Origin of the sequence: Vibrio sp. 10N.222.49.C9 (assembly GCF_041474985.1) — a bacterium.
Classification (GTDB): Bacteria; Pseudomonadota; Gammaproteobacteria; order Enterobacterales; family Vibrionaceae; genus Vibrio; species Vibrio crassostreae_C.
This window is the reverse complement of the sequence record NZ_JBFRVD010000023.1, coordinates 1-25,116: the sequence shown is the minus strand read 5'-3', so window position 1 is coordinate 25,116 and position 25,116 is coordinate 1. Positions and strand designations below refer to the sequence as shown.

Sequence of the window (25,116 nt, the reverse complement as noted above, 5' to 3'; positions counted from 1 at the left end):
ATGAGTAACGCTGGTGTTGTCACCCAAACAAATGATGATGACGAGGTTTCGAGACGCCATTGGATCGCCCTATTTGGCGGCTTGATTGGCGCGTTTATGGCGATCTTGGATATTCAGATCACCAACTCGTCTCTCAAAGATATTCAAGGTGCGCTATCAGCCACCTTGGATGAAAGCTCGTGGATCTCTACGTCTTACCTAGTCGCAGAGATGATCGCTATCCCACTCAGTGGTTGGCTTTCTAAAGCGCTCGGTAAACGCCGTTATATCACGTGGACGACAGCCATTTTCACCATTTCATCTTTGTTGTGTTCGTTCTCTTGGAACATGACCTCGATGATCGTTTTCCGCGCGATGCAAGGCTTCAGTAGTGGTGCTCTAATCCCGCTTGCTTTCTCGCTGGTGATTCAGTTATTGCCGGTCAACAAGCGTGCTGTGGGTATGGCACTGTTTGGTGTAACCGCGACCTTTGCTCCATCGATTGGCCCTACCTTTGGTGGCTGGCTGACGGAGAACTTCTCGTGGCACTATATTTTCTACATCAATATTCCGCCAGCTTTGCTTGTGATCACCATGATCCGATATGGCTTGGACGATGAAAAGCTCGACCTTGGCACGCTGAAAAAAGCCGATTGGTTTGGTATCGCCACCATGGCATTAGGGCTAGGTTGTTTGGAAGTGGTGTTAGAAGAAGGTAACCGTGAAGAGTGGTTCAGTTCGAGCTTTATTATTGGCTTGAGTATCGTGTCGGCGGTGAGTTTGGTTTACTTCGTGATAAACGAACTCCAACACAAGAAGCCATTGGTTAACCTGCGGCTATTGCGGGATGGGCAATTTGCGATGTCTTGTATCGCCTATTTGATTCTAGGAATGGCATTGCTCGGCTCTATCTATGTTCTACCGATGTATCTCACTCAAATTCAGCAATATAACGCGATGGAAATTGGTGAAGTGCTAATGTGGATGGGTTTCCCACAGCTTCTGATATTCCCAATTGTGCCAAAGCTAACACAGATCATTAAGCCTAAGTACTTGGTTACCTTTGGCTTCGCGATGTTCGGTTTTAGTTGTTACGTAAATACACACATGACAATCGATTTTGGCGGGCAACAGCTGATTTTATCTATGGTTCTGCGTGCTATTGGTAGTCCGTTCATCATGGTTCCGCTGTCTTTGGTTGCCATGAAGAACATCAGCAAAATGGACACGCCAGACGCATCAACGTTAACCAACGTAATGCGGAACTTAGGGGGCGCTTTCAGCATCGCGATTATCGCTACGCTATTGGATAACAAAACCCGTGAGCACTTAGCACACATCAAGGAGTCGCTACCTTCAGTGAGTCAACTTGGTTGGCAGACGCTTCAGCAACAACAAGCGTTTTTCATTCAGTCAGGAAGTGATGCCGCAACTGCGATGCAACAAGCACAAGCAAGTTTGCTCGGCACAATGCAACGTGACGCAGCCATCATGGCTTACAACGATGTGTTCTTAATGATGACGGCGTTCTTGGCTCTAGCGGCAGTATTGATTCTAAACATGCGTGATTAACGCTAGAGTTTCGGTAAATAAAACTTCAAGAAAAGAACAACATTTCGAATAAAAACTCGAACAATAAAACAGATAGGTGAGCTTATCGGCTTGCCTCTTTTTTATTTCTAAAACACGTATAACCCCACTAAAATCAGGTAAAAGTCACCTGCGTTTGAAGGCTTTCATAAATGTTATCTAATACTCTTTAATTACCAATAGTTTATTGAGTGTTTGTATGTGATATAGGCACCTTGACAATGTGCAACTTGACACCTAAATTAAAAAATAACATTTGGTATTAAGGAAAATGGATTTGACCTTACCAACAGACCTTCGAATTTTGATCGTCGACGACTCTAAAAGCGCAACAATACTTATTAAGCAGCAACTGGCTAGTTTGGGAGTTTCGCGCGACTGTATTTTTATTGCGACCGACTATCGAAAAGCCATTAAAGCGGTCGAGACACACTCTTTTCATGTACTCCTCATTGACTACCACTTAGAACAGTCTTTTACTGGCTTTGAGCTGTTGGGCATTCTGTATCGAAACCGCCTCATCGATCATACTGTGGCGACAATCTTGCTCTCTGGGGATATGCGTCAGGAAACAGTATTAACCGCCCTTTCAGGTGAAGCACACCACTTCGTTTCTAAACCGATTAATACTCAAACGTTGGGTAAAAAGATCCAAAGTGCCGTGTCCGTTTCAAAGAAACTCACCCAACTGAATGATTTGTATCCCATTGCCAGTCAAGAGAGATTAGCTCAAGCTTTGGCGATCTCCCCTAATGGTACTAGCGTTCAGTTCGAAGCGACATTGATTGAACATTTAATTGCAGGTAAGAAATGGCAGTTACTCTCTAGCGTCATTAACAACTCCAAAACCAACATGCACCCAACCAAATTGGTGGCTGAGGCGCTGATTCTCGACAGCTTAGGCAAGCCAAATTTAGCCATAGATAAGCTCCACAATTTTCTAATAGCACAGCCACTCTCATTGAGCGTGATTGACTGCTTAAGCTGTATCTATGAAAAACATAAAATGCTGCTGCCTGCTCTTAAATTAGCGATTCGTGCATTTGAGATGACTCCCAGCATCAGCCATCGTGCAATCAGGGCCATCGACTTAGCTGAGAACGCAGATAACACACATATGATCATAAAGTTAGGTGAGATGTATGCAACCCACATTTCAGCTGCTGACATTGATGTCATCCATTCCATTGGTGCGCACTTTAATTCCTTAAAAGCAACGTATCAGCGCGAGACGCAACTAAAGTACAAACGTATTTTGCTTGAGCACGCCAACCAATTCACCGAGTTGGTAAACCTGAAACTTCCGGTAAAACAACAGCAGCAAGTTTTGGCCAGCCTTGCCCTATTTCAGAGCAGCATATTGCTCATCGAAAATAGCCCTCAGATTGCCCACAAAAAAGTGATTAGAGCTTCGACACTGTTAGCGAACAATTTCCACAGCCAACCGACTTATTTGCTCACTCAGTTATTACCCATGCTCGCCCACTTTGGTGAGTACTCTCTTTATCATTTAACAGTGGAATGTCTCAAATCTCGTGGAGAAGCCATAAATCACCAACTTGAGTCCAAAAATGTCGACCCTTCAACGTGTATAAACATTGAAAATTTGGGTTCGATCCAAGAAATAAAGGACTACATTCACAGTTACCCATATTCAGTTGCCGCCAAACTTGACTATATATACGCCGTCAATAAAGCTCATATAGATGAGAAACTTAGCGACGACTATCTAGAAGAAATCTTACAGTTAGAACTTCCTCCAAAATGGAATCAATGGATTAGTGATTCATCAAGGTATGGTTTTTCCACTAAGCCGCCTAGCCCATTTTCAACATTCAGCCGACAGGAGTCCACATGCTAGACTTTGATGCTTTAAACGCCTATTTAGACAATGACAGAGACGTCATTTACGCCGTTTTGTCTACATATCAAGAAGACCATGGCAATTCGCTACAAGAGATCGAAGAGTTGGTTCAACAACAAGATTGGGGCAAGCTTCATTTTACCGTGCACACCCTAAAAGGCATTTTAGCCAGCTTTGGTGAAGAAACGGCCACAGTTGCATTGGAAAGAGTAGAACAAAACACACTCAATAAGCTTGCGCCGCAAGATGATGATCTTTCGGTTATCTACAGCGAAATGAAGATCATTAATCAGCAAATCGATGAGGTTCTTAGCACTTATTAGTCGATAGAATTAAAACGTGCATGGCGATACTTAACAGCCGACACAGCTAAAAGAGTTGAGGTGCTTGGAAACATTGAACCTCGACTCTTAACATTTTTCTCATCATTTCTCCTCTCAATTATAGTTCTAACCCACACCTATAAATTCACGTCATTTATCTAGATAAACCGATGTATAACACATGCTTTATAAACTATCCGTCTTAATGTTTTAAACGAAAAACCAACACACTTGATGAGATGCAAAATAGTTAAATATTTGTAGATCTTTTTGTGACATAAACATACGAAATTGCATTTTATTTATTGGTAAAGAAGAAATTGTTATCTACACTCTAATGAAACCAAGCGTTAATCACTTGGTGGCATAATAAAAAAAACTAAAACGTTCAGTCGGCTAGATAAGGACAAGGAAATGAACAACGATAGTTTTGCTGCGTTTCAGGGGCTCACGGATGAAACACCCATTACCGAATCATTTTCTACCAGTGCAGACCCTTATGCTCATTATCTGAAAGATATTGTTGGCATTGATCTGCTGTCGCGTGAAGATGAGGTGTATTACGCAAAATTGAATCGCGCGGGTGAGAAAAAAGCGCGTGATGTAATGATCGAATCAAACCTGCGCCTTGTTGTGAAAATCGCAAAGAGTTACCTAAAACGTAAAGGCAATAATTTCACCCTGCTCGACCTGATCGAGGAAGGCAACATTGGCTTGATTAAGGCCATCGACAAATACGATCCAGAACCAGGCTATCGTTTTTCAACCTATGCTGTTTGGTGGATCCGCGAAAACATTGAAGCCGCACTCATGAACACGGGTCGAACCGTTCGATTGCCAGCCCACGTGTGTAAAGAAATAAACAGCCTCGCCTCAAAAAAGCTCGATGCAAGCAAAAAAATGAGTAAAGAGGTTTCAATTTCTGAGCTATCAGACAGTTCAGGTGTAAAGGCCGAACGCGTCGATCAACTGGTGGCGTTAAGCGGGTTTATTGACGTGACGACAACGGTTGGAACTAGCCATGCGCCTATGGTGCTTGATCAATGCGAAAGTGAATATATCCCAGACCCTCAACAAGATTGTGAGGATCAATCCTTTACCCAAGCTCTAGAACAAATCATCTATACACTTCCTCCAAAATTACAAAAGGTGCTCATCCACCGTTTTGGTTTCTTTGATAACAAGGTGAAAACGCTGTCTGAGGTCGGACAAATGTTGGATGTGAATGTTTCTAATGAACGTGTTAGACAAATGCAGAAAGAAGCGGTCGAAAGAATTCAAAAACGACTCAAATTTGATGGTTGGGTGTAAGTCGTAACCCAGTTGAGAATTAGTTGAAAATAACGTTAAGCCAAAACAAAGACCTTTAGGGTGAGCCTCCAAGCTTGCCCTTTTTGTTTGCTGATTCGTTAGAAAAATAAAAAGATCGTAAGCACACGAACCCTAAGTCGCTAATCCCTAATGCCTAATGAAAAATGACAAATGCCACACCATTAACTTACCTTAAAGAAGTGACTCGCTCACTGCGCAAAATGAGATAATTGATATAAGTGGTTTCAAGACAATCTTGTTCCCACACTGATAAAATCCGTTTAGCCGCAAAATAATAATCTTTGTTTCTCAACAACATCCCAACGGTGCGGCTAAGCTTTTCAAATCGAACGTGATCGCTCGCAGAGATGTAGTCATCTTCACTTTCAATAATGGGCGCTAAACCATCAGCAAACCAATTATTCAATATTTCTCGCATCTCTAATTCGGACTCAGGCACATCCACACTCGACAACTCTCGATGTTGAGGTGGTGGCACTATGTACTTCGACGCTTGCGGTGAACTGACATAACGATACATGCCCTCACTCCTGTCTAACTGACCCTTCTCATAATTAAGGACATATTTACCTGTTCTCAAGTTTATTTATCGAAACAAACAACAAAAAAATTAAAAAAAGCCATGTATCAATAACTCTACATGGCTTTAATGAGGGCAACTTTACGCTGCCCTATCTCCTTGTTGGCTTAGACTAAATGTCGGTTTAGACTAAAACTAAGCTCTCTCGATTAAATCGAGCTTTGGTCGAAGTCGTTGCCTTGATCGGTTCCAGTTTGAGAATCTGAATCAAAGCTTCCAGAGTCATCCGTGAAGTCAACACCTTGATCTTGACCACCTGAACTTGTCCAGTCGCTGCCTCCAGATTCCATACCCGCCATGTCTGGTTGCTGCTCTTGAGTAGAACCTTGCATGGTGTATTGATCATCGACCTCAACCTCAACAGAACCGCTAGCACCGTCTATTGAACTACCCAATTCGTCGTAACCTTGGAATTGGATCTCGCTAGTACCTTCATAACCTTCTGGAAGTTCAACGGATACAGGCTGCTCTAGGTTGCCACTGATTGTGAAGCTACCATCACCGTTATCCAGTGCGTTGTTCACAGTAGCGCCCTCAGGTAAGCCAGACATATCAGCGTAATCAACCGATTCGTTACCACTCACCTCATCTGGAATCGAGATAGAGATGGTATCGCCCGGTGCCGCGGTTACATCTGCTGTGCTGCCTTCAGTTTCAGCATCTTGAGCTTGGTCATCAGCTTGTTGAGCCACTTCCACTTGTTGCTCTTCTGTTGCTTGAGCAGCTTGGACTTGTGGTTCATCACTTTGTACTGAATCATCTTCAACTTGGATGCTTAAGCTGTGACTTGATACTTCACCGCCGTCGTTAACTTCAACATTCATCGCTAAATTGCCATCGAAGTCTTCGTTCGGCCAGTAAGTCCACTCACCTTCACCTGATTCGGCAAAGAAGCCAGCATCGTTCGCGTCTGCAACATCAACAACTTGTGCAGAATCACTGACGCCTAACTCATCCACCAGCTGTGCATCCGTGATAGTTAGTGAACCATCATCAGCTAAGGTATAACCTTCGCTCGCCGCTGCTTCATCGCCACTTTGGATATCCACATTGAAGAAGCTTTCGATGCGATTTTCGCCATCGGTCGCTATAAACCCAACTTGAACATCGCCGGTGTAGTCTTCAGCAGGAGTGAATTGATAGTTACCTTGGTTATCGCTCTCAATTACGCCCTGACCTTCCATCAAGCTTACTGACTCAATGCTCAAGCTGTCGCCTTCTGCATCGCTCAGATTCGCTAACATGTCTTCATCAGTGAACGACAAGGTGGCATCCGCTGCGATTTCCGTCGTTGTGATGCTGTTAACTTCTGGTGCTGCATTCTCTTGCAAGTCGCCTTCTTTCACGACTACGCCAGTTTGCTCATCATGAAGCACGCCATCTTTATCAACTACGTACGCAATGTCTGCTTCGCCCGTGAAGCCTGGTGCTGGTGTGAACGTCCAAGTGCCATCGCCATTATCGACAATCTCACCTTGGCTGCGGTCGGCAAGATGAACCAGTTTCACTTCATCATCGCTGTCTGCATCCACATTCTCAGCCAAACCAATTAGGTCGTCCGCCGTTAGGATGATGGAATCACCCGCCACAGTTTCGAAATCACCTGAATCGATACCATCATCAAACGCTTCCGGCTCATCTCCGTAATCAACCGTTGTTGCGCTTACGGTTACGAAGAACTCACCATGGAAGTCTTCAGGCGGCGTCATTTGAATGTTTGAGATATCCCAGTCGAACAGGTCGATGTATTGACCCGGCTCGGTGATCATCACGGTATTCACACCATCTGTTACCTCGAATCCAACAGGGAAACCTGTCATCACCAAGTTACTTAGTGTTTCTGAATCATCGACTAGGCCAACGTTCAGTCCCAAGTGACCCGTTTCATCTTCGCCGAAGACTAATGGACCGTCATGGTCAGTTGAAATAACCGCGCCATCTGCGACAGGACGTACGTACACAGGAACATCGAGAACCGTTTCGAACTCACCGTCACTCACGACAACTTGTAGGTCAGAAACACCCGCAAAGTCGCCTGTTGGTGTGAATGTCCAAGTACCATCACCGTTGTCTGTAACTTCTCCGCCATCTTCACCGTCTGCGGTGATAATGCGAGAAACAACAAGGTCTGCGGTATCAATGTCACCGAACAAGTTCATCAAGTCGCCAGCATCGAAGGTGAACGCGCCATCTTCGTCTGTGGTCATCATTGCGTTGCCGACATTGAATGGTGCGTCGTTAACCGGAATGACATCCACATTCAGCGAGCCATCAACCACTTCTTCACCGTCAGTAGCTTGATAACCGAGTTCTACTAAGCCATTAAAGTCTTGAGTAGTCACTAAGTGATACATGCCGTCTGGTTGCTGAGTTAAGGTCGCATTCGCTGGTGCTCGTACTGTGATGCTCTCAATGCTGATCTCGTCGCCATCAAGGTCTGTCACTTGACCCGCGATGTAAGCAGGGTCAATCACCATGACCACATCTTCTTCGCCTTGCATCTCAATGGTTGGCGCTTCAGGTGCATCATTCACTGGCGTAACATCGATGTTGCCGTCGACTGAAATTGTCTCTTGGCCATCGCTAACGTTAAACGTCATTGGCACATCGCCATTGAAGTTTTCGTTTGGTGTAAATGACCAAGTACCATCTTCGTTATCTAGCAACTCACCCAAGCTAGGGTCGATTTGTAGACCAGAAGCCGACAGCTCGTCTGCGGTGTTATCGATGTCGGTAGCTTGAGCTAACAACATGTCTTGTGTGATAAGAATGGTGCTGTCTTCGGCTGTGGTTAGTTTCACATCCTCAGATTCAGGTCCATCGTTCACAGCCAGAACTTCGATACCTGCCGTTGTTGTTGCCGTTGCACCGTCATCATCGGTCACGACCACATCTAGGCTGATATCACCATTAAAGTTCTCGTTTGGCGTGAAGGTCACAGACCCATTATCGTTTTGAACCAAGGTGCCGTCAGAGCCTGAGTAAGTCACGCTTTCAAGTGACACTTCACCATCAACGTCAGAGCTATTAGCAATTAACTGCTCAGGACTGATTGTGATGGTGCCATCTTCGTTCATTTGGTAAGACGTAGAACCCGCTACCGGCGCATCGTTAACATCCGTTACCGTCACACCAATATTGGCATCGACTGTCTCAGTGCCATCAGTCACTGTGAAGCCTAGGTTGACATCGCCATTGAAGTTCTCGTTCGGAGCAAAGCTATAAGTGCCGTCACCGTTATCAGTGAACACACCTTCTGCGCCCGTGTAAGACACGTCAACGATAGACAAGTCATCGCCGTCAATGTCTGCAGCACCTGCTAGTAGGTCTGCATCCGTGAAGATTAGCGTTCCATCTTCCTCAACAGTAAAGTTTTGGTCTTCTGCTGTTGGTAGGTCATTGACTGGGTTAACCGTTAGGTCGACTCCAGCTTGAACAGTTTCAAGGCCATCTGACACATCGAAGCTCAAATCAATGTCACCGTTGAAATCAGCATCCGGAGTGATAGTAAATGAACCATCTTCGTTCGCTGTTACGGTCGCATTGTCACCTGCAGATAGGTTGCTTGCGGTTAGTGCATCACCATCAACATCGGATGCGTTAGCCAGCAACTGCTCTTGAGATAGCGTAATTGAACCGTCTTCATCAACCGAGTAAGCCACGTTTCCGGTCACTGGTGCGTCGTTAACTGCAATAACTTCAATACCAGCGGTAGTCTGAGCCGTTGCACCGTCGTCATCAATAACCGTCACATCAAGGTTGATGTCGCCGTTAAAGTTTTCGTTTGGTGCGAACGTTACCGACCCATCTTCATTTTGAACCAAGATACCGTCTGCACCTGAGTAGCTCACGCTATCAAGCGACACTTCACCGTCCACATCGGAGCTATTAGCAATCAACTGCTCAGGGCTCAATGTGATGGTGCCATCTTCGTTCATTTGGTAAGACGTTGCGCCTGCCACTGGTGCATCGTTAACGTCTGTTACCGTTACGTCAATGTTAGCATCGACCGTCTCTGTACCGTCAGATACTGAGAAGTCTAGGCTTACGTCACCGTTGAAGTTCTCGTTCGGTGCAAAGGTGTAGGTTCCATCGCCATTGTCGGTAAACACACCCTCTGCGCCAGTGTAAGACACGTCGGCAACTGAAAGCTCATCACCATCAATATCAGAAGCACCTGCTAGCAGTTGCTCGTCCGTAAAGGTAAGCGAACCGTCTTCTTCAATGGTGTAAGCGACATCTTCTACAACTGCGATGTCATTCACTGGATTCACAGTAAGGTCAGCCGTTGCAACAACCGTTTCAGTACCATCAGAAAGGTCGAAGCTTAGGTCAATATCGCCATTAAAGTCAGCATCCGGGGTAATGGTAAATGAACCATCATCGTTTGCCGTAACGGTCGCGTTATCACCGGCGGTTAGGTTGGCAGCGGTAAGATCATCGCCGTCCACATCCGATGCTTGAGCAAGTAGTTGCTCTTGGCTTAGCGTGATTGAACCATCTTCATCCACTGAGTAAGCCAAGTCACCCGATACTGGTGCGTCGTTGACTGCGATAACATCAATACCCGCAGTCGTTTGAGCGGTTGCACCGTCTTCATCTGCAACGGTGACATCTAGGCTGACATTGCCGTTGAAGTTTTCATTTGGTGCGAAGCTGTAAGTACCATCGCCATTGTCAGTGAAGATACCGTCTGCACCTGAGTAGGAAACGTCGCTAACGGATACATCACCTTCAATGTCTGAGCTGTTCGCAAGAAGCTGTGCTTCAGAGATGGTAATCACGTTATCTTCGTCAACGCTGTAGGTCGTTGAACCTGCAACTGGCAAGTCATTAACGGCAATAACGTCGATACCTGCGGTTGTTTCAGCGGTTGCGCCATCTTCATCCATTACAGAGACATCAAGACTGATGTCACCGTTAAAGTTTTCGTTTGGAGCAAAGGTGTAAGTACCATCACCATTATCAGTGAATACACCATCAGTGCCGCTGTAGCTTACATCGCTGACAAACACTTCCCCTTCAACATCCGAGCTATTCGCTAGAAGTTGTGCATCGCTTAGGGTGATACTGCCGTCTTCTTCAACACTGTAAGTCGTAGAACCCGCTACCGGTACGTCGTTGATTGGAACCACTTGAACATCAATATTCGCCGATACAACATCTGTACCATCACTCACATCGTAAGTTAGGTCGACATTACCATTGAAGTTCTCGTTTGGAGCAAAGGTATAAGTACCGTCGCCGTTATCCGTGAACACACCGTCTGTACCTTCGTAATTAACCGACTCGACAGAAAGATCATCGCCGTCAATATCCGTTGCACCAGTCAGTAGCTGTTCATCGGTAAAGGTCAGCGAACCATCTTCATTAATGGTGTAGTCGTGGTCGTAAATTACAGAAAGGTCGTTAACTGCTGTTACAGTCACGTCTAGTTCCGCTGGAGTAACCCCACCGTTGCCATCGTCTACGTTGTAGCTAATCGAGAATTCACCATTGAAGTTCTCTTCCGGTGTAATGGTGTAAGTTCCATCACCATTGTCAGTGATAAGAGCGTTCTCAATGGAAACATCTCCAACACTTGGTTCGTTTCCACCCGTATCACCAGAGTCATCACCTTCATCGCCAGTTAGCAATTCAGAGATATCAATGCCGTTTTCATTCGCAAGCGCTTCTTCTGCCGTTGGTAAATCAAACGCATTCTCGCTGCCTACATCTTGGCTTGGAACAATAACGCCATTCACGATATCAAATACATGCCAATGGTCACCTGATGGGTTATCAGATAAATCTGGGCTGAAGGTTTCAACCAATGTATCGCCTACAAACACCTGAACTTGTACATCTTCAACACCATCTACATCCCAACTTCTGCTGGTGTAGTTGTGTACTGAATAGTGCATGTCCGCATCTTGGTAGTTTGGAATGGTGATGGTTTCAGGGCCGCCACCATTTGTGTCATCTACATCTTGCTGAACAACGTTACCTTCACCAAGATCATGGCTCATGTCGCGATAGTAAATATGGTCTAGCTCATTGCCATTCTCTGTATCGTAAAGCCATAAGTGGTTATCCATATCACGTGGACTGTCGCCCCATGTGACCACGATACGCATATCTGTTTCTTCAAGTACTTCGGATATAGCGGTTACACCACCGTTGGTATCTTCGCCTGCTGGAACTAGGAAGCTGCTAGTAATAGAGCCTTCTTGTTCAATGGTTACCGTGCCTTGGTCAACGACTGAACCTGTAACAGAGTAATTACCTGAATCATCCGTTACTGTGGTGTAGCTATTGCCAGCGCTGTCGGTCAGGGTGACTTCTGCACCAGACACTGGATTACTGGTTTCAGCGTCCAACACTGTACCGGTTACGGTTGTTTCATCGCCCTGTTCTCCAATAATTGCGGTCATGTCATCGTCTTCGATGTCAGTCGCGAATTGTAGGAGCTCTTCTTGAGTAATGGTGTATGAACCATCTTCTTCAATGGTTATCGCCACATCAGCAGAAACAATCGGTGCGTCGTTCACTGGGTCAACGGTTAAGCCTAAGTTAGCGGCAATTGGAGTGTCGCCATCGCTGATGCTGTAGGCAACATCGATGTAGCCATTGAAGTTTTCGCTTGGAGTGATTGAGAACGTGCCATCGCCATTGTCGACAATCGTTGCATCGTCACCCACTAAGGTTAAGTCGGAAGCGACAAGGTCGTCGCCCTCAATATCAGCGGCATTCGCAAGTAGCTGCTCCTGCGTGATAGTGATGACATGATCTTCATCAACGTTCGCGTAAACATCAGATGTCGTTGGCAAGTCATTGACTGGGTTTACCGTCAGATCGGCGTTCGCCACAATTGACTCAGTGCCGTCTGAAATATCAAAGCTTAGGTCGATATCGCCATTGAAGTTAGCATCTGGCGTTACCGTAAAGGTGCCATCGCCATTATCAACAACAGTTGCATTATCGCCTGCGCTTAGGTTGCTTGCGGTCAGGTCATCGCCATCCACATCAGATGCTTGAGACAGCAACTGCTCTTGAGTCAGAGTAATCGAACCATCTTCATCAATGCTGTATGCCAAGTCACCCGATACTGGTGGATCATTAATTGGAAGAACATCAATACTTGCGCTGGTGGCTACTGTCGCACCGTCTTCATCTGTCACCACTACATCGAGGCTAACATCGCCATCGAAGTTTGCGTTCGGTGCAAAGCTGAATGTGCCGTTGCCGTTGTCAGTAAAGATACCGTCAGCGCCTGTGTAAGTAACACTATCAATCGCCACTTCACCTTCAATATCAGAAGAGTTCGCCAACAGTTGCTCTGCACTGATGGTGATAACTTCATCTTCGTTGACTGAGTAACTGGTTGAGCCTGCGATTGGCGGATCGTTCACCTCAAGTACGGTGATTCCCGCGGTGGTCGCTTCTGTTGCCCCTTCTTCATCGGTAACAACAACCGCTAAGCTCACATCACCATTGAAGTTCTCGTTTGGCGAGAAGGTGTAAGTGCCGTCACCGTTGTCTTCGAACACACCGTCACTGCCAGTGTAAGTCACGCTATCAATCGCAACCTCACCTTCAATATCTGAAGAGTTGGCTAATAGCTGTTCGTTACTGATCGTGATTGAGTTGTCTTCATGCACAGTGTAAGACGTGCTACCCGCCACTGGTGGATCGTTCTCAGGCGTCACGCTCACATCGATGTTCGCTTGAACCGTATCCGTGCCATCTGACACATCAAAGCTGAAGTTCACATCACCATTGAAGTTCTCGTTTGGCGCAAAGCTGTAGCTTCCGTCGCCATTATCAGTAAGAACGCCATCAGCACCCGTGTATGTCACACCTTCTACCGTCAGGTCATCACCTTCAACATCCGTTGCACCTGTTAACAGGTCAGCGTCAGTGAAGTTAAGAACCCCATCTTCACCAATAGTGAATGCTTGGTCTTGTGGCTCTGGCGCGTCATTGACTGGTGTTACCGTCAAGTCTAGGCCAGCAGCGACCATCTCTTCCCCATCGGTGACATCGTAACTAAATTCGATATTACCGTTGAAGTTTTCACTCGGTGTAATGGTGAAACTGCCATCGTCGTTCATTTCAACGGTCGCATTTTCATCATTGGTGGTTAGGTTGATTGCTGATAGGTCATCCCCATCAATGTCGACAGCATGCTCTAGCAACTGTTCTTGAGTTAGCGTGATGCTGTTGTCTTCGGCTGTAACGGCACTGATATCACCATCAACTTCTGGAGCATCATTCGCTGGCGAGATATGAATCGTCACATCTTGCGTTGCCGTTGCGGTGGTGCCCGTATCAACATCAGTCGATGTCGCATTCACGGTTAGAACCACATCACCATTGAAGTCACCTGAAGGGATAAACTCTAGCCCTTCTAGCTCACCTGGTTGCAATGACCATGTGCCATCACCATTATCGGTACCTGCAGAAAGCGAGCTGCCTTCTGGCACGTCTTCAATCAAGATAGCAAGGTTTTCTGAGCCATCGGTATCGGTTAACGCCGCATCAATATCCAGTGGTACTGGCGTATCTTCGGTACCAATAATTTGGTAATCCGCATCAGACACTGTGATTTCAATGTTATCGATGCCAAACGACTCATCACTCACACCTTGGTTCAAGGTTGAACCGAAGCCTAACTCAAGTTGGCCATCTTCGACTGGTACTGTTAGGTTGATTTGGTGTGCTTGGTCGTTCCAACCACTGAAGCCTTCACCTTGCGACACGCCGTGAACGACTTCACCCACTTCATTGCCCGCTGAATCGTACAACGTTGTCGTGCCATCTTGAGTTTGGAATGCCGAGTTGTCTAACGAAGTAAGCTCTTCGCCGCCGACAAAGATTTGGAATGACTCACCATCCCAAGAATCAATTTCGTAGAAGCTGAACGAGATATTAACTTCGCTCACATCACTTGGAATGTCGTAAGTTTTACTGACTGCTTCATCGCCACCAGTGCCACCAATACGACCTAGCATGTCACCTGATTCGAAGCCTTGTGAGCTTTCAGTACCGGTATTCCAACCGTTTGAGCCAGACTCGAAGTTGTCTGACGCAATCACTAGGTCAGACGCAATCGACAGCTCTGGCATATCAACCACAGATTGAACATCAATTGTCGCTTCTGCTGGTACTATCGCTGTACCGTCATTCACGTCGAACGTCACATTTACATTGCCGTCGAAGTTTTCATTCGGTGCGAATGTGTAAGTACCGTCGCCGTTATCAACCAAAGTACCGCTATCTGAAGCCACATTTTCAACCGATAGGTTATCGCCATCAATGTCGCCCGCATTTTGCAGCAGTTGCTCTTCTGTGAAGGTAAAGCTGGTGTCTTCTTGAGTCACAAATTGTGGCTCACCGACTGTTGGCAAGTCATTAACTGGGTTAACCGTTAGGTCAGCTGTTGCTTGAAGCGTCGCATCACCATCGGTAATGTCGAAGTTCAAATCAATGTCGCCATTGAAGTTAGCATCTGGCGTGATAGTGAAACTACCATCATCGTTTGCAGTAACTGTCGCATCACCACCAACGGTCAGGTTAGCCGCTGTTAAGTCATCGCCATCCACATCACTCGCTTGAGCAAGTAATTGCTCTTGGCTCAGGGTAATTGAACCATCTTCGTCCACGCTGTACGCCAAGTCGCCCGATACCGGAGCATCATTAACAGGCAGAACATCAATGCTTGCGTTGGTCGCTACGGTTGCGCCTTCTTCGTCAGTAACGACAACATCAAGGCTTACATCGCCATCGAAGTTAGCGTTTGGTGCGAAGCTGAATGTTCCGTCACCATTGTCGGTAAAGATACCGTCTGAGCCTGTGTAGTTAACGCTATCAATCGCCACTTCACCTTCGATATCAAAAGCGTTCGCCAACAGTTGCTCTGAACTGATGGTGATAACTTCGTCCTCGTTGACTGAGTAGCTGGTTGAACCTGCGATTGGTGGATCGTTCACCTCAAGTACAGTAATACCCGCTGTGGTCGATTCAGTTGCACCCTCTTCATCGGTAACGACAACATCAAGGCTAACTTCGCCGTTGAAGTTTTCGTTTGGTGAGAAGGTGTAAGTACCGTCACCATTGTCTTCAAAGACGCCGTCTGTGCCAGAGTAAGTCACGCTATCAACGGCAACATCACCTTCAATATCCGAAGAGTTAGCTAGAAGCTGCTCATCGCTGATGGTAATTGAGTTGTCTTCATGAACTGTGTAAGACGTGCTACCCGCAACAGGCGGATCGTTCTCTGGTGTCACGCTGACATCAATGTTGGCCTGAACGGTATCCGTGCCATCTGACACATCAAAACTGAAGTTCACATCACCATTGAAGTTCTCGTTTGGCGCAAAGCTGTAGCTTCCGTCGCCATTGTCAGTAAGAACACCGTCGGCGCCAGTGTAAGTCACACCTTCAACCGATAGGTCATCCCCATCGATATCGGTAGCACCTGTTAGCAAGTCTTCATCTGTGAAGTTCAAGAAGCCGTCTTCGCCAATGCTGAACGTTTGATCTTGTGGTTGTGGAAGGTCATTAACTGGATTAACGGTGAGGTCAGCCGTCGCAACCAGCGTATCTGTACCGTCGCTAATGTCGAACGTTAGGTCAATGTCACCATTGAAGTTTGCATCTGGCGTAATGGTAAAGCTACCATCATCGTTAGCAACAACCGTCGCATCTCCATCAACAATTAAGTTAGAAGCAGTCAGGTCGTCGCCATCTACATCGCTTGCTTGAGAAAGAAGCTGCTCTTGGCTCAAGGTAATCGAACCGTCTTCCTCTACGCTGTATGCCAAGTCTCCTGATACTGGAACATCATTGATTGGTAGGACATCAACCGTAATATGAGTATCAACTTGAGCGCCGTCTTCATCTTGAATGGTCACATCCAATTGCACTTGGCCGTTGAAGTTTTCATTCGGAGCGAAACTACATGTACCGTCACCATTGATAGAGAAGATACCGTCTGGGCCATCGTAATTGATCTCAACAAGCTCAACATCACCTTCAATATCAGAAGCGTTCAGCAGAACTTGAGACTCATTAAAAGTCAGTACTGAATCTTCATCGATGGTGTATGACGTTGGGCCAGCAACTGGCGGATCGTTCACCTCAAGGACAGTTATACCCGCCGTTGTTGCTTCAGTCGCTCCATCTTCATCCGTCACGACAACATCTAGGCTAACTTCGCCATTGAAGTTCTCGTTTGGAGAGAAGGTATATGTGCCGTCACCGTTGATTTCCAGAACACCGTCGCTACCACTGTAAGTCACGTTATCAATTGCGACTTCGCCTTCGATATCCGAAGAGTTCGCTAGCAATTGTTCGTTACTGATCGTAATAGAGTTGTCTTCATGAACCGTGTAAGACGTGCTACCCGCAACCGGTGGATCGTTCTCTGGCGTCACGTTCACATCAATGTTAGCGGTTACCGTATCGGTACCATCTGATACATTGAACGAGAAGTTGACATCGCCATTGAAGTTTTCGTTTGGCGCGAAGCTGTATGTGCCATCGCCATTGTCGGTTAGGACACCATCTGCGCCAGTGTAAGTTACACCTTCAACACTTAGGTCGTCCCCTTCAATGTCCGTTGCACCTGTTAATAGGTCTTGGTCATTGAACGTTAACACGCCATCTTCGCCGACTGTGAATGCGTGGTCTTGTGCTTCTGGACCGTCATTTACTGGTGAAACTGTTAACTCAAGGTTGGTAGAGACAACATCATCACCATCAGACACATCAAACGTAAAGCTCACATCGCCATTGAAATCAGCATCTGGCGTTAATGTGTACGTACCATCACCGTTATCGGTAATCGTAACGCTGTCGTCATCAGTCGCTAAGTTAAGCGCTGTGAGTTGGTCGCCGTCTAAATCGCGAGCATTAGCTAACAAGTCTTCTTGCGTAATGATGATAGAACCATCTTCTTCCACTGTTGCTGCAACAGGAAGTGCTTCAGGTGCATGCTCAATGTGTGCGCCTGTCGCGTTAATGTAAATGGTTTGGGAAACCGTTTCAGAATCATCATTCGATAACTCTGTCGCAGTTGCGGTTACATGAACTTCAAGCTGCTCATTGAAGTCTTCTGGTAACTGGATTTGTAAAGCATTTTCGATAGCCGTTGTTGGTAAGTTCACCGTACCATCAGGGCCAACCGTTACTTCACCGCTGTAGATTTGGCTGTTCACTTCACCGACATCGATTGTGAAGTTGAAGTCAGAATAGTCAGCATCTCCGCCGCCATACAAATCTTCAAATCCGTAAACCAGCTCGCCGTCTTCATTAACCGTAGTACGAGTATGTTCGATACCATCTTGGTTTAGCTGAGAGCTTGAACCACCATGGAAGATCGCGTCACCATTCTGGCCTTGAATCACTGTCTCGGTTCCATCAGCAGCCACAAAGACAAGTTGAGGATCAACCGTATCCATGTTCGCAGGCGAACCATCCTCAGCACGGAACTCGTACTGACCGTCTTGCATCGCATCAAAGTCGTTGTGCTGATGTCCGTTTGGAATTAAGAACAGGTTAAAGCTCTCACCTTCCTCGACTTGGAAGCTGAATTGATCTTGCCCTGGAACAAGGTCGCCGCCACCACCAACTTGTGATGCGTTTTCGTAAACAACTTCAACACCTGTGATGTTGCCGTCTTCGTCTACTTTGTAGTAACCCGCAGCGTTTTGGTAGCCAGCCGTCTCACCTTCAAACGTTACTGTGATTTCAGTGTCGTTGTAACTGGTGATACCGTTCTCTTGGTCATTCAGAACGCCTTCGTTATCGTATTGAATAACCGAACCTTCTGGCACACCATCTACTGTAACAGTGAGTGTTTCAGACAAGTCTTGGTCGACAAGTGCCGCAGCAATGTTCAGTTCAACAATACCGCCTGGCTCAACCAAAATCGCCTGGTCGTCGACGTTAACACCATCACCATCCGTGATAACTAAGTCAGGCGCATCAGCAACTGCTTCAATGTGAACATTAATGTCTTGTTCAACTTCATCCGTACCGTCTGTCACAGTAAAGCTGAACTGCAGATCACCACTGAAGTGCTCTTCAGGAACGAAGCTGAACGTGCCATCGCCGTTGTCGGTTACTGTGCCTTCATCACCAGAGTAATTGATGCTGGTAACGCTTAGGTCGTCGCCATCAATATCAATTGCACCACTCAATAGATCTTCTTGAGTGAACAGGATGCTGCCATCCTCTTCGATGTGGTACATTCCTGGAGCAACAATTGGAATGTCATTCACCGGATTAACGGTCAATGTCATATCATTAGACGTGCTCAGCTCACCGTCGCTCACCTCATAAGTGAATGCAATATCGCCATTGAAGTTCTCTGAAGGTGTCACTGTGTACGTGCCATCACCATTGTCTACAATGCTGGCATTTGGATCGTTAGTTTCAAGCGCGCTTGCAAACAACTCATCGTCATCTTGGTCGCTCGCGTTCTCCAACAACATTTCTTGTGTAACGAGGATTGAACCATCTTCGTCGACATCTGCCACCATTGGCGTCGCTTCTGGCGCATCGTTGACGAACTCAACTTTTAGGTCGATGTTTGCGGCAACCACATCAGTGCCATCGCTCACATCAAACGCTAAGTCAACGTTACCGAAGAAGCCCTGCTCTGGTGTTAATGTGTATGTTCCATCGCCATTGTCTGTGACTTCTACCGTGTCGCTTGCACTCGTCACATTCACAACTGACAGTTCGTCGCCTTCAATGTCTGTCGCTTGTGCTAATAGTTCAGCTTCGGTAATGGTAATCGCTTGACCGTCTTCCGTAGTGAAAGACATGTCAGGCACGTCTGGAGCATCGTTGATAGGGTTTACGGTTAGGTTGAGGTCAGCCGCAACAGTTTCGATCGCGTCAGTGACATCATAAGTAAACTCAATCTCACCAAAGAAATCTGCACTTGGTGTAATAGTGAAGCTACCGTCTGGGTTTTCTACAACAACCGCATTTGGATCGTTGGTCGCTAAGTTAACGGCTTCAAGGTTGTCGCCATCGACATCCGTCGCATTCGCTAACAGATCCTCTTGAGTGATAGTGATTGAACCATCTTCATCAACAGCGGCTTCAATTGGACCACCAACCTCTGGGCCTTCATTGACAATTTCAACGTCAACTCTTGCTGTACTTGGTGCGCTTGCTTGGCCATCACTGATATCGAAAGTCAGATTCACTTCACCGTAGAAGTCTTCTGCAGGTTCGAAGGTAAAGGTATTATCACCGTTATCCGTTAACGTACCTTGCGTTTGGTCTGCAAGTAATAGGTTTTCGACATGAAGAATGTCGCCATCAACATCGGTAGCACCAGACAATAGGTCTTTCGCTTCGATGATCATGGAGCCGTTTTCAAGCATTTGGGTGTGCAATGGTTCACCCGGAACCGGCACATCATTGACTGGTACGACCGTTAGGTCTAGATGCGTTGCAACTTCATCAGTTCCATCAAACACCTTGTAGTCGATGTCGATTTCACCATTGAAGTTTTCATTCGGCATGAAGGTAAACGTACCATCGCCGTTATCAACTAGCTCACCGTTATCACCACCGTAAGTGATGTCAGAAATAGACAGCGTATCGCCTTCCACATCTGTGGTGTTCGCTAGCAAGTCATCTGCACTGAACGTGATACCTTCATCTTCATCTGTCGATAGAACAATCGGGCCAGAAACGATTGGCGCATCATTTACTGATTCGAAATTGATATTGATGATATTGCTGTCTGTCAGCTCACCATCGGTAACTTGGTAACCAAGTTCGATTTCACCATGGAAGTTTTCATCCGGTGTTACCGTCCAAGTGCCATCACCATTATCGGTGAGTGTTGCATGCTCTGAGTTTTCACCCACTAGCTCTAGATTTTCAATATCAAGGTCGTCGCCATCAATATCAGATGCTTGCGCCAGTAGTTGCTCTTCGGTAATCACAACCGAAGCAAACTGGGCAGAACCATCGGTATCGACAGTAATATTCGGAAGATCAGCCGTTAACTCGATTTCGTTGTCACCCGCATGGATATTCAACTCAACCGTTTCAGTAATCTCTGAGCCATCTACACCAATCGATGTAAACACCGCTTCATCATGACAAGTTTGTGACACTGTCATGTTTTGAACGACGTAAGTACCATTACCTTGCACGGTACCGAGCTCAAAGTAGGACACTGGTTGATCAACCGTTAGCGTGTAATCTGTCTCGAAAGTACCACGGTCTTCTTTGTGGTAAGTCATCGAGTCAATTAGGTCGCCATCCTCATTGAACGCTTTGATTTCTACTTCTGTAAAGTGACGAGACTCTTCCATGAACCAGCCACCCAAACCATCTAGGTGGAAACTGATTTCATTGATGTCTTGACCTTCAACTGAAACCGTCAGTTTCTCATCACCACTTAAGCCTTGGCGGTCAGTATCACCGATACCATGACCAATGTGGGTGTTGCCATTCCAGGCACCAAGAGGGTCATCGTTACTTTGAACAGTTACCGTTAAGTCACCATCTGAGAACTCACGCGTATAAGGGTCAACTTCTGTACCCCAATCATCCACACTCGCGTTATCGTCAAACGTACCGATTTGTGTGGTGTGTGTACCTTCAGCAAGAGCATCTTCACTTGGAACAAAGCGCACTTCGGTATCTGCAGGAACTTCTTGTCCTACTTCCAGTACCACCCATTCGTCATTAACATTTGCTTCAATGATGCCGTTTTCTGGCGCTTGGTCTAAACGTAGTGCTGGTTCTTCACGAAGTGTCACACCAACTGTTTGGTCTTCTTGCGCTTGGATGAAGATTTCATCGCCCGCTTCTGGCGCATCGTTGACAGGGTTAACCGTCAAGTCGAGTGTCGTCAGAACTTCATTCTCACCATCACTGATGCTGTATGTGAAGTCCAACTCGCCATTGAAGTTTTCTGTGTGCGTAATAGTGAATGAACCATCGTCATTAGTAACAATTGTCGCATCTGGATCGTTGGTTTGTAGGTTAGATGCCGTTAACTCATCACCTTCAACATCGGTCGCATTAGCGAGTAACTGCTCTTGAGTAATGGTGATTGAATTATCTTCATCGACTTCAGCCTGAATGCCCGAAGTTTCAGGTCCGTCATTCACAGCGATAACATCGATGCCAGCGGTTGTGGTTGCGGTTGCACCGTCTTCGTCAACGACAACAACGTCTAGTGAAATATCACCATCGAAGTTTTCATTTGGCGTAAAGGTGTAAGTACCATTGCCATTATCAACAAAAGAGCCGTCATCACCGGAGTACGATACTCCAGACAGTGAAACATCACCTTCTACATCGGAAGAGTTTGCCAATAATTGCTCATCACTGATCGTGATTTGGCCATCTTCTTGAACTGTGTACGATGTTGAGCCCGCTACTGGTGGGTCATTCTCAGGCGTTACGCTGACATCAATAACAGCTGATGTTGAATCAGTACCGTCAGAGACATCGAATGAGAATTGAACATCACCATTGAAGTTCTCGTTTGGAGCAAAGCTATATGTGCCGTCGCCATTATCGCTAAGAACACCATCTGCACCAGTGTAGAGCACGTTTTCAATCGACAGCTCGTCACCATCAACATCCGACGCGCCTACAAGCAGGTCAGCATCGGTGAAGAGTAACGTACCGTCTTCTTCAATCGTGAACTGTTGATCTTGCGCTTGTGGCAAGTCATTAACCGGATTCACGGTAATGTCTAGGCCAACTTGAACTGAACCACCATCGTTATCGATGATATCGAAGTTCAGATCTAGGTCACCGTTGTAATCTGCGTTCGGTGTGATGGTGTAGCTGCCATCATCATTGTGTTGGATGGTCGCATTTTCATCAGTAGATAGGTTGATAGCTTCTAAGTTGTCGCTATCGATATCACCTGCTCTTGCTAGCAATTGCTCTTGGCTTAGCGTGATGGAGCTATCTTCATTGATGGTGTAAGCCAAATCGCCCGATACTGGCGCATCATTGATTGGCAATACATCAACGTTAATGTGTGTTTCAACCGTTGCGCCATCTTCATCTTGAATGGTCACACCCAGTTGAACCTGACCATTGAAGTTTTCGTTGGGTGCAAAGCTGCATGTTCCATCACCATTTACAGTGAAGATACCGTCAGAGCCATCGTAGTTAATGCCAACAAGTTCTACATCGCCTTCGATATCCGAAGCATTCACAAGAATCTGAGATTCACTGAACGTCAGAACCGAATCTTCGTCAATGGTGTATGACGTTGGACCCGCAACTGGTGGATCGTTCACTTCAAGAACGGTAATACCTGCTGTGGTTTCATCAATTGCACCTTCTTCATCTGCAACAATCACATCAAGGCTGATATCACCGCTGAAGTTTTCATTAGGAAGGAAGGTATAGCTGCCATCGCCGTTATCTTGGAACACACCATCAGTGCCACTGTAAGTCACAGTATCAACCGACACCGCACCTTCAATATCCGAAGAGTTAGCTAGCAACTGTTCATCAGAAATTGTGATGGCATTGTCTTCATTGACCATGTATGAGGTTGAACCCGCAACTGGCGGATCGTTCTCAGGAGTCACACTCACATCAATGTTAGCGCTGACTGTTTCTGTGCCATCAGACACATCGAAACTGAAGTTCACATCGCCATTGAAGTTCTCGTTTGGCGCAAAGGTATAAGTACCATCACCGTGGTCGGTCAGTACGCCATCACCACCTGTATAGCTAATACCTTCAACGGTTAAGTCGTCGCCATCAATATCGGTGGCACCGGTAAGTAAGTCGGCGTCTGTAAATTGAAGCGTACCGTCTTCTGCGATACTGAATTGTTGGTCTTGAGGAACCGGCAAGTCATTAACTGGGTTAACAGTAAGATCGGCGGTTGCTTGAACCGTGTCAGTACCGTCAGTGATGTTGAATTGAATATCAATGTCACCATTGAAGTTCGCATCTGGTGTGATGGTGAAACTGCCGTCATCGTTAGCTACAACCGTCGCATCACCACCAACTGTTAAGTCACTTGCGGTTAGATCTTCGCCTTCTACATCGGACGCTTGAGACAACAGCTGATCTTGGCTCAGTGTGATTGAACCATCTTCGTTAACGGTGTAAGCCAAATCACCAGACACTGGCGCATCATTGATTGGTAATACGTCAACATTGATGACGGTTTCCACTTCTGCACCATCTTCATCACGAATGGTGACATCAAGCTGAACTTGGCCATTAAAGTTCTCATTTGGAGCGAAGCTGCAAGTGCCGTCACCATTTACTGAGAAGATACCCTCAGGGCCATCGTAGCTAATACCAACAAGCTCAACATCCCCTTCTACATCTGAGGCGTTAAGCAACACTTGAGACTCACTGAAGGTAAGTACTGAGTCTTCATCAATGGTGTAAGACGTAGGGCCTGCAACCGGCGGATCGTTCACTTCAAGAACATTGATGCCCGCGGTCGTTGAGTCGGTCGCACCATCTTCATCAGCAACAACCACATCCAGTGCAATTTCACCGCTGAAGTTCTCATTTGGCGAGAAGGTGTAAGTGCCGTTACCATTGATTTCAAGGACACCGTCGCTACCAGAGTAAGTCACGCTGTCTATCGATACATCACCTTCAATATCTGAAGATGTTGCCAATAGTTGTGCATCAGAAATGGTAATCGAATTATCTTCATTGACCGTGTAGGACGTTGAGCCCGCAACAGGCGGATCGTTCTCAGGAGTCACGCTAACATCAATGTTTGCAGACACCGTATCGGTACCGTCCGACACATCGAAGCTAAAGCTCACATCACCATTGAAGTTTTCGTTTGGCGCAAAGCTATATGAGCCCTCACCTAAGTCAGTCAGTACGCCATCAGTGCCTTCATAAGTGATACCTTCAACCGTCAGGTTATCACCTTCAACGTCTGTCGCGCCTGTAAGCAGGTCCGCGTCTGTGAACAGTAAAGTACCGTCTTCTGCAATACTGAACTGTTGGTCTTGAGGGACTGGTAAATCATTTACAGGATTAACTGTAAGGTCAGCCGAAGCTTGAACTGTGTTAGTGCCATCTGAGATATCAAAGCTGATATCGATGTCACCGTTGAAGTTCTCATCTGGCGTAATCGTGAAGCTGCCGTCATCATTAGCTACAACCGTTGCATCTCCACCAACCGTAAGGTCGCTAGCTGTCAGGTCATCGCCTTCAACATCTGACGCTTGCGATAGCAATTGCTCTTGGCTTAAACGGATAGAACCGTCTTCGTCGATTGAGTACGCTAGGTCGCCAGACACTGGCGCATCATCAACGGCAGTTACGCTCACGTCGATGTTTGCTGATACCGTATCGGTGCCATCTGACACATCGAAGCCGAAGTTTACGTCACCATTGAAGTTTTCATTTGGCGCAAAGGTGTATGTGCCATTACCGTTGTCGGTAAGAATACCGTCACCGCCATCGTA

6 protein-coding genes are annotated in these 25,116 nt (G+C 46.3%); 4 read left to right on the top strand and 2 right to left on the bottom strand.

Features of this window, described 5'->3' with window-relative positions:
• From AB4585_RS10470 to AB4585_RS10455, 4 genes are all read left to right on the top strand, one after another.
• The gene (locus AB4585_RS10470; RefSeq protein WP_372169769.1) at window positions 1-1,551 is read left to right on the top strand and encodes a DHA2 family efflux MFS transporter permease subunit; all 1,551 of its coding nucleotides are present in this window, start codon (window positions 1-3) and stop codon (window positions 1,549-1,551) included.
• Window positions 1,552-1,840: 289 nt separating this feature from the next.
• On the top strand, window positions 1,841-3,430 hold the full coding sequence (locus AB4585_RS10465; RefSeq protein WP_017064673.1) for a response regulator: 1,590 nt from the start codon (window positions 1,841-1,843) through the stop codon (window positions 3,428-3,430).
• The gene (locus tag AB4585_RS10460; protein ID WP_017060508.1) at window positions 3,424-3,756 is read left to right on the top strand and encodes an Hpt domain-containing protein; all 333 of its coding nucleotides are present in this window, start codon (window positions 3,424-3,426) and stop codon (window positions 3,754-3,756) included. The genes AB4585_RS10465 and AB4585_RS10460 overlap by 7 nt, the downstream gene beginning before the upstream one ends.
• A 414-nt stretch (window positions 3,757-4,170) precedes the next feature.
• Window positions 4,171-5,067: an RNA polymerase sigma factor RpoD/SigA gene (locus AB4585_RS10455; RefSeq protein WP_229647550.1), complete on the top strand. Its 897-nt coding sequence runs from the start codon at window positions 4,171-4,173 to the stop codon at window positions 5,065-5,067.
• A 187-nt stretch (window positions 5,068-5,254) separates the two neighbouring features.
• Here the strand turns inward: AB4585_RS10455 and AB4585_RS10450 are convergent, their stop codons facing one another.
• Together AB4585_RS10450 and AB4585_RS10445 are read right to left on the bottom strand one after the other, a co-directional pair.
• On the bottom strand, window positions 5,255-5,608 hold the full coding sequence (locus AB4585_RS10450; RefSeq protein ID WP_017072193.1) for a hypothetical protein: 354 nt from the start codon (window positions 5,606-5,608) through the stop codon (window positions 5,255-5,257).
• A gap of 209 nt (window positions 5,609-5,817) precedes the next feature.
• A partial coding sequence (locus AB4585_RS10445; protein ID WP_372169767.1) for a tandem-95 repeat protein occupies window positions 5,818-25,116 on the bottom strand: 19,299 nt, incomplete at its 5' end.

Bases quoted from the DNA above. Each gene is read 5' to 3' on its own strand.
- AB4585_RS10470 (WP_372169769.1), top strand. From the start codon at position 1: ATGAGTAACGCTGGTGTTGTCACCCAAACAAATGATGATGACGAGGTT.
- AB4585_RS10465 (WP_017064673.1), top strand. From the start codon at position 1,841: ATGGATTTGACCTTACCAACAGACCTTCGAATTTTGATCGTCGACGAC.
- AB4585_RS10460 (WP_017060508.1), top strand. From the start codon at position 3,424: ATGCTAGACTTTGATGCTTTAAACGCCTATTTAGACAATGACAGAGAC.
- AB4585_RS10455 (WP_229647550.1), top strand. From the start codon at position 4,171: ATGAACAACGATAGTTTTGCTGCGTTTCAGGGGCTCACGGATGAAACA.
- AB4585_RS10450 (WP_017072193.1), bottom strand. From the start codon at position 5,608: ATGTATCGTTATGTCAGTTCACCGCAAGCGTCGAAGTACATAGTGCCA.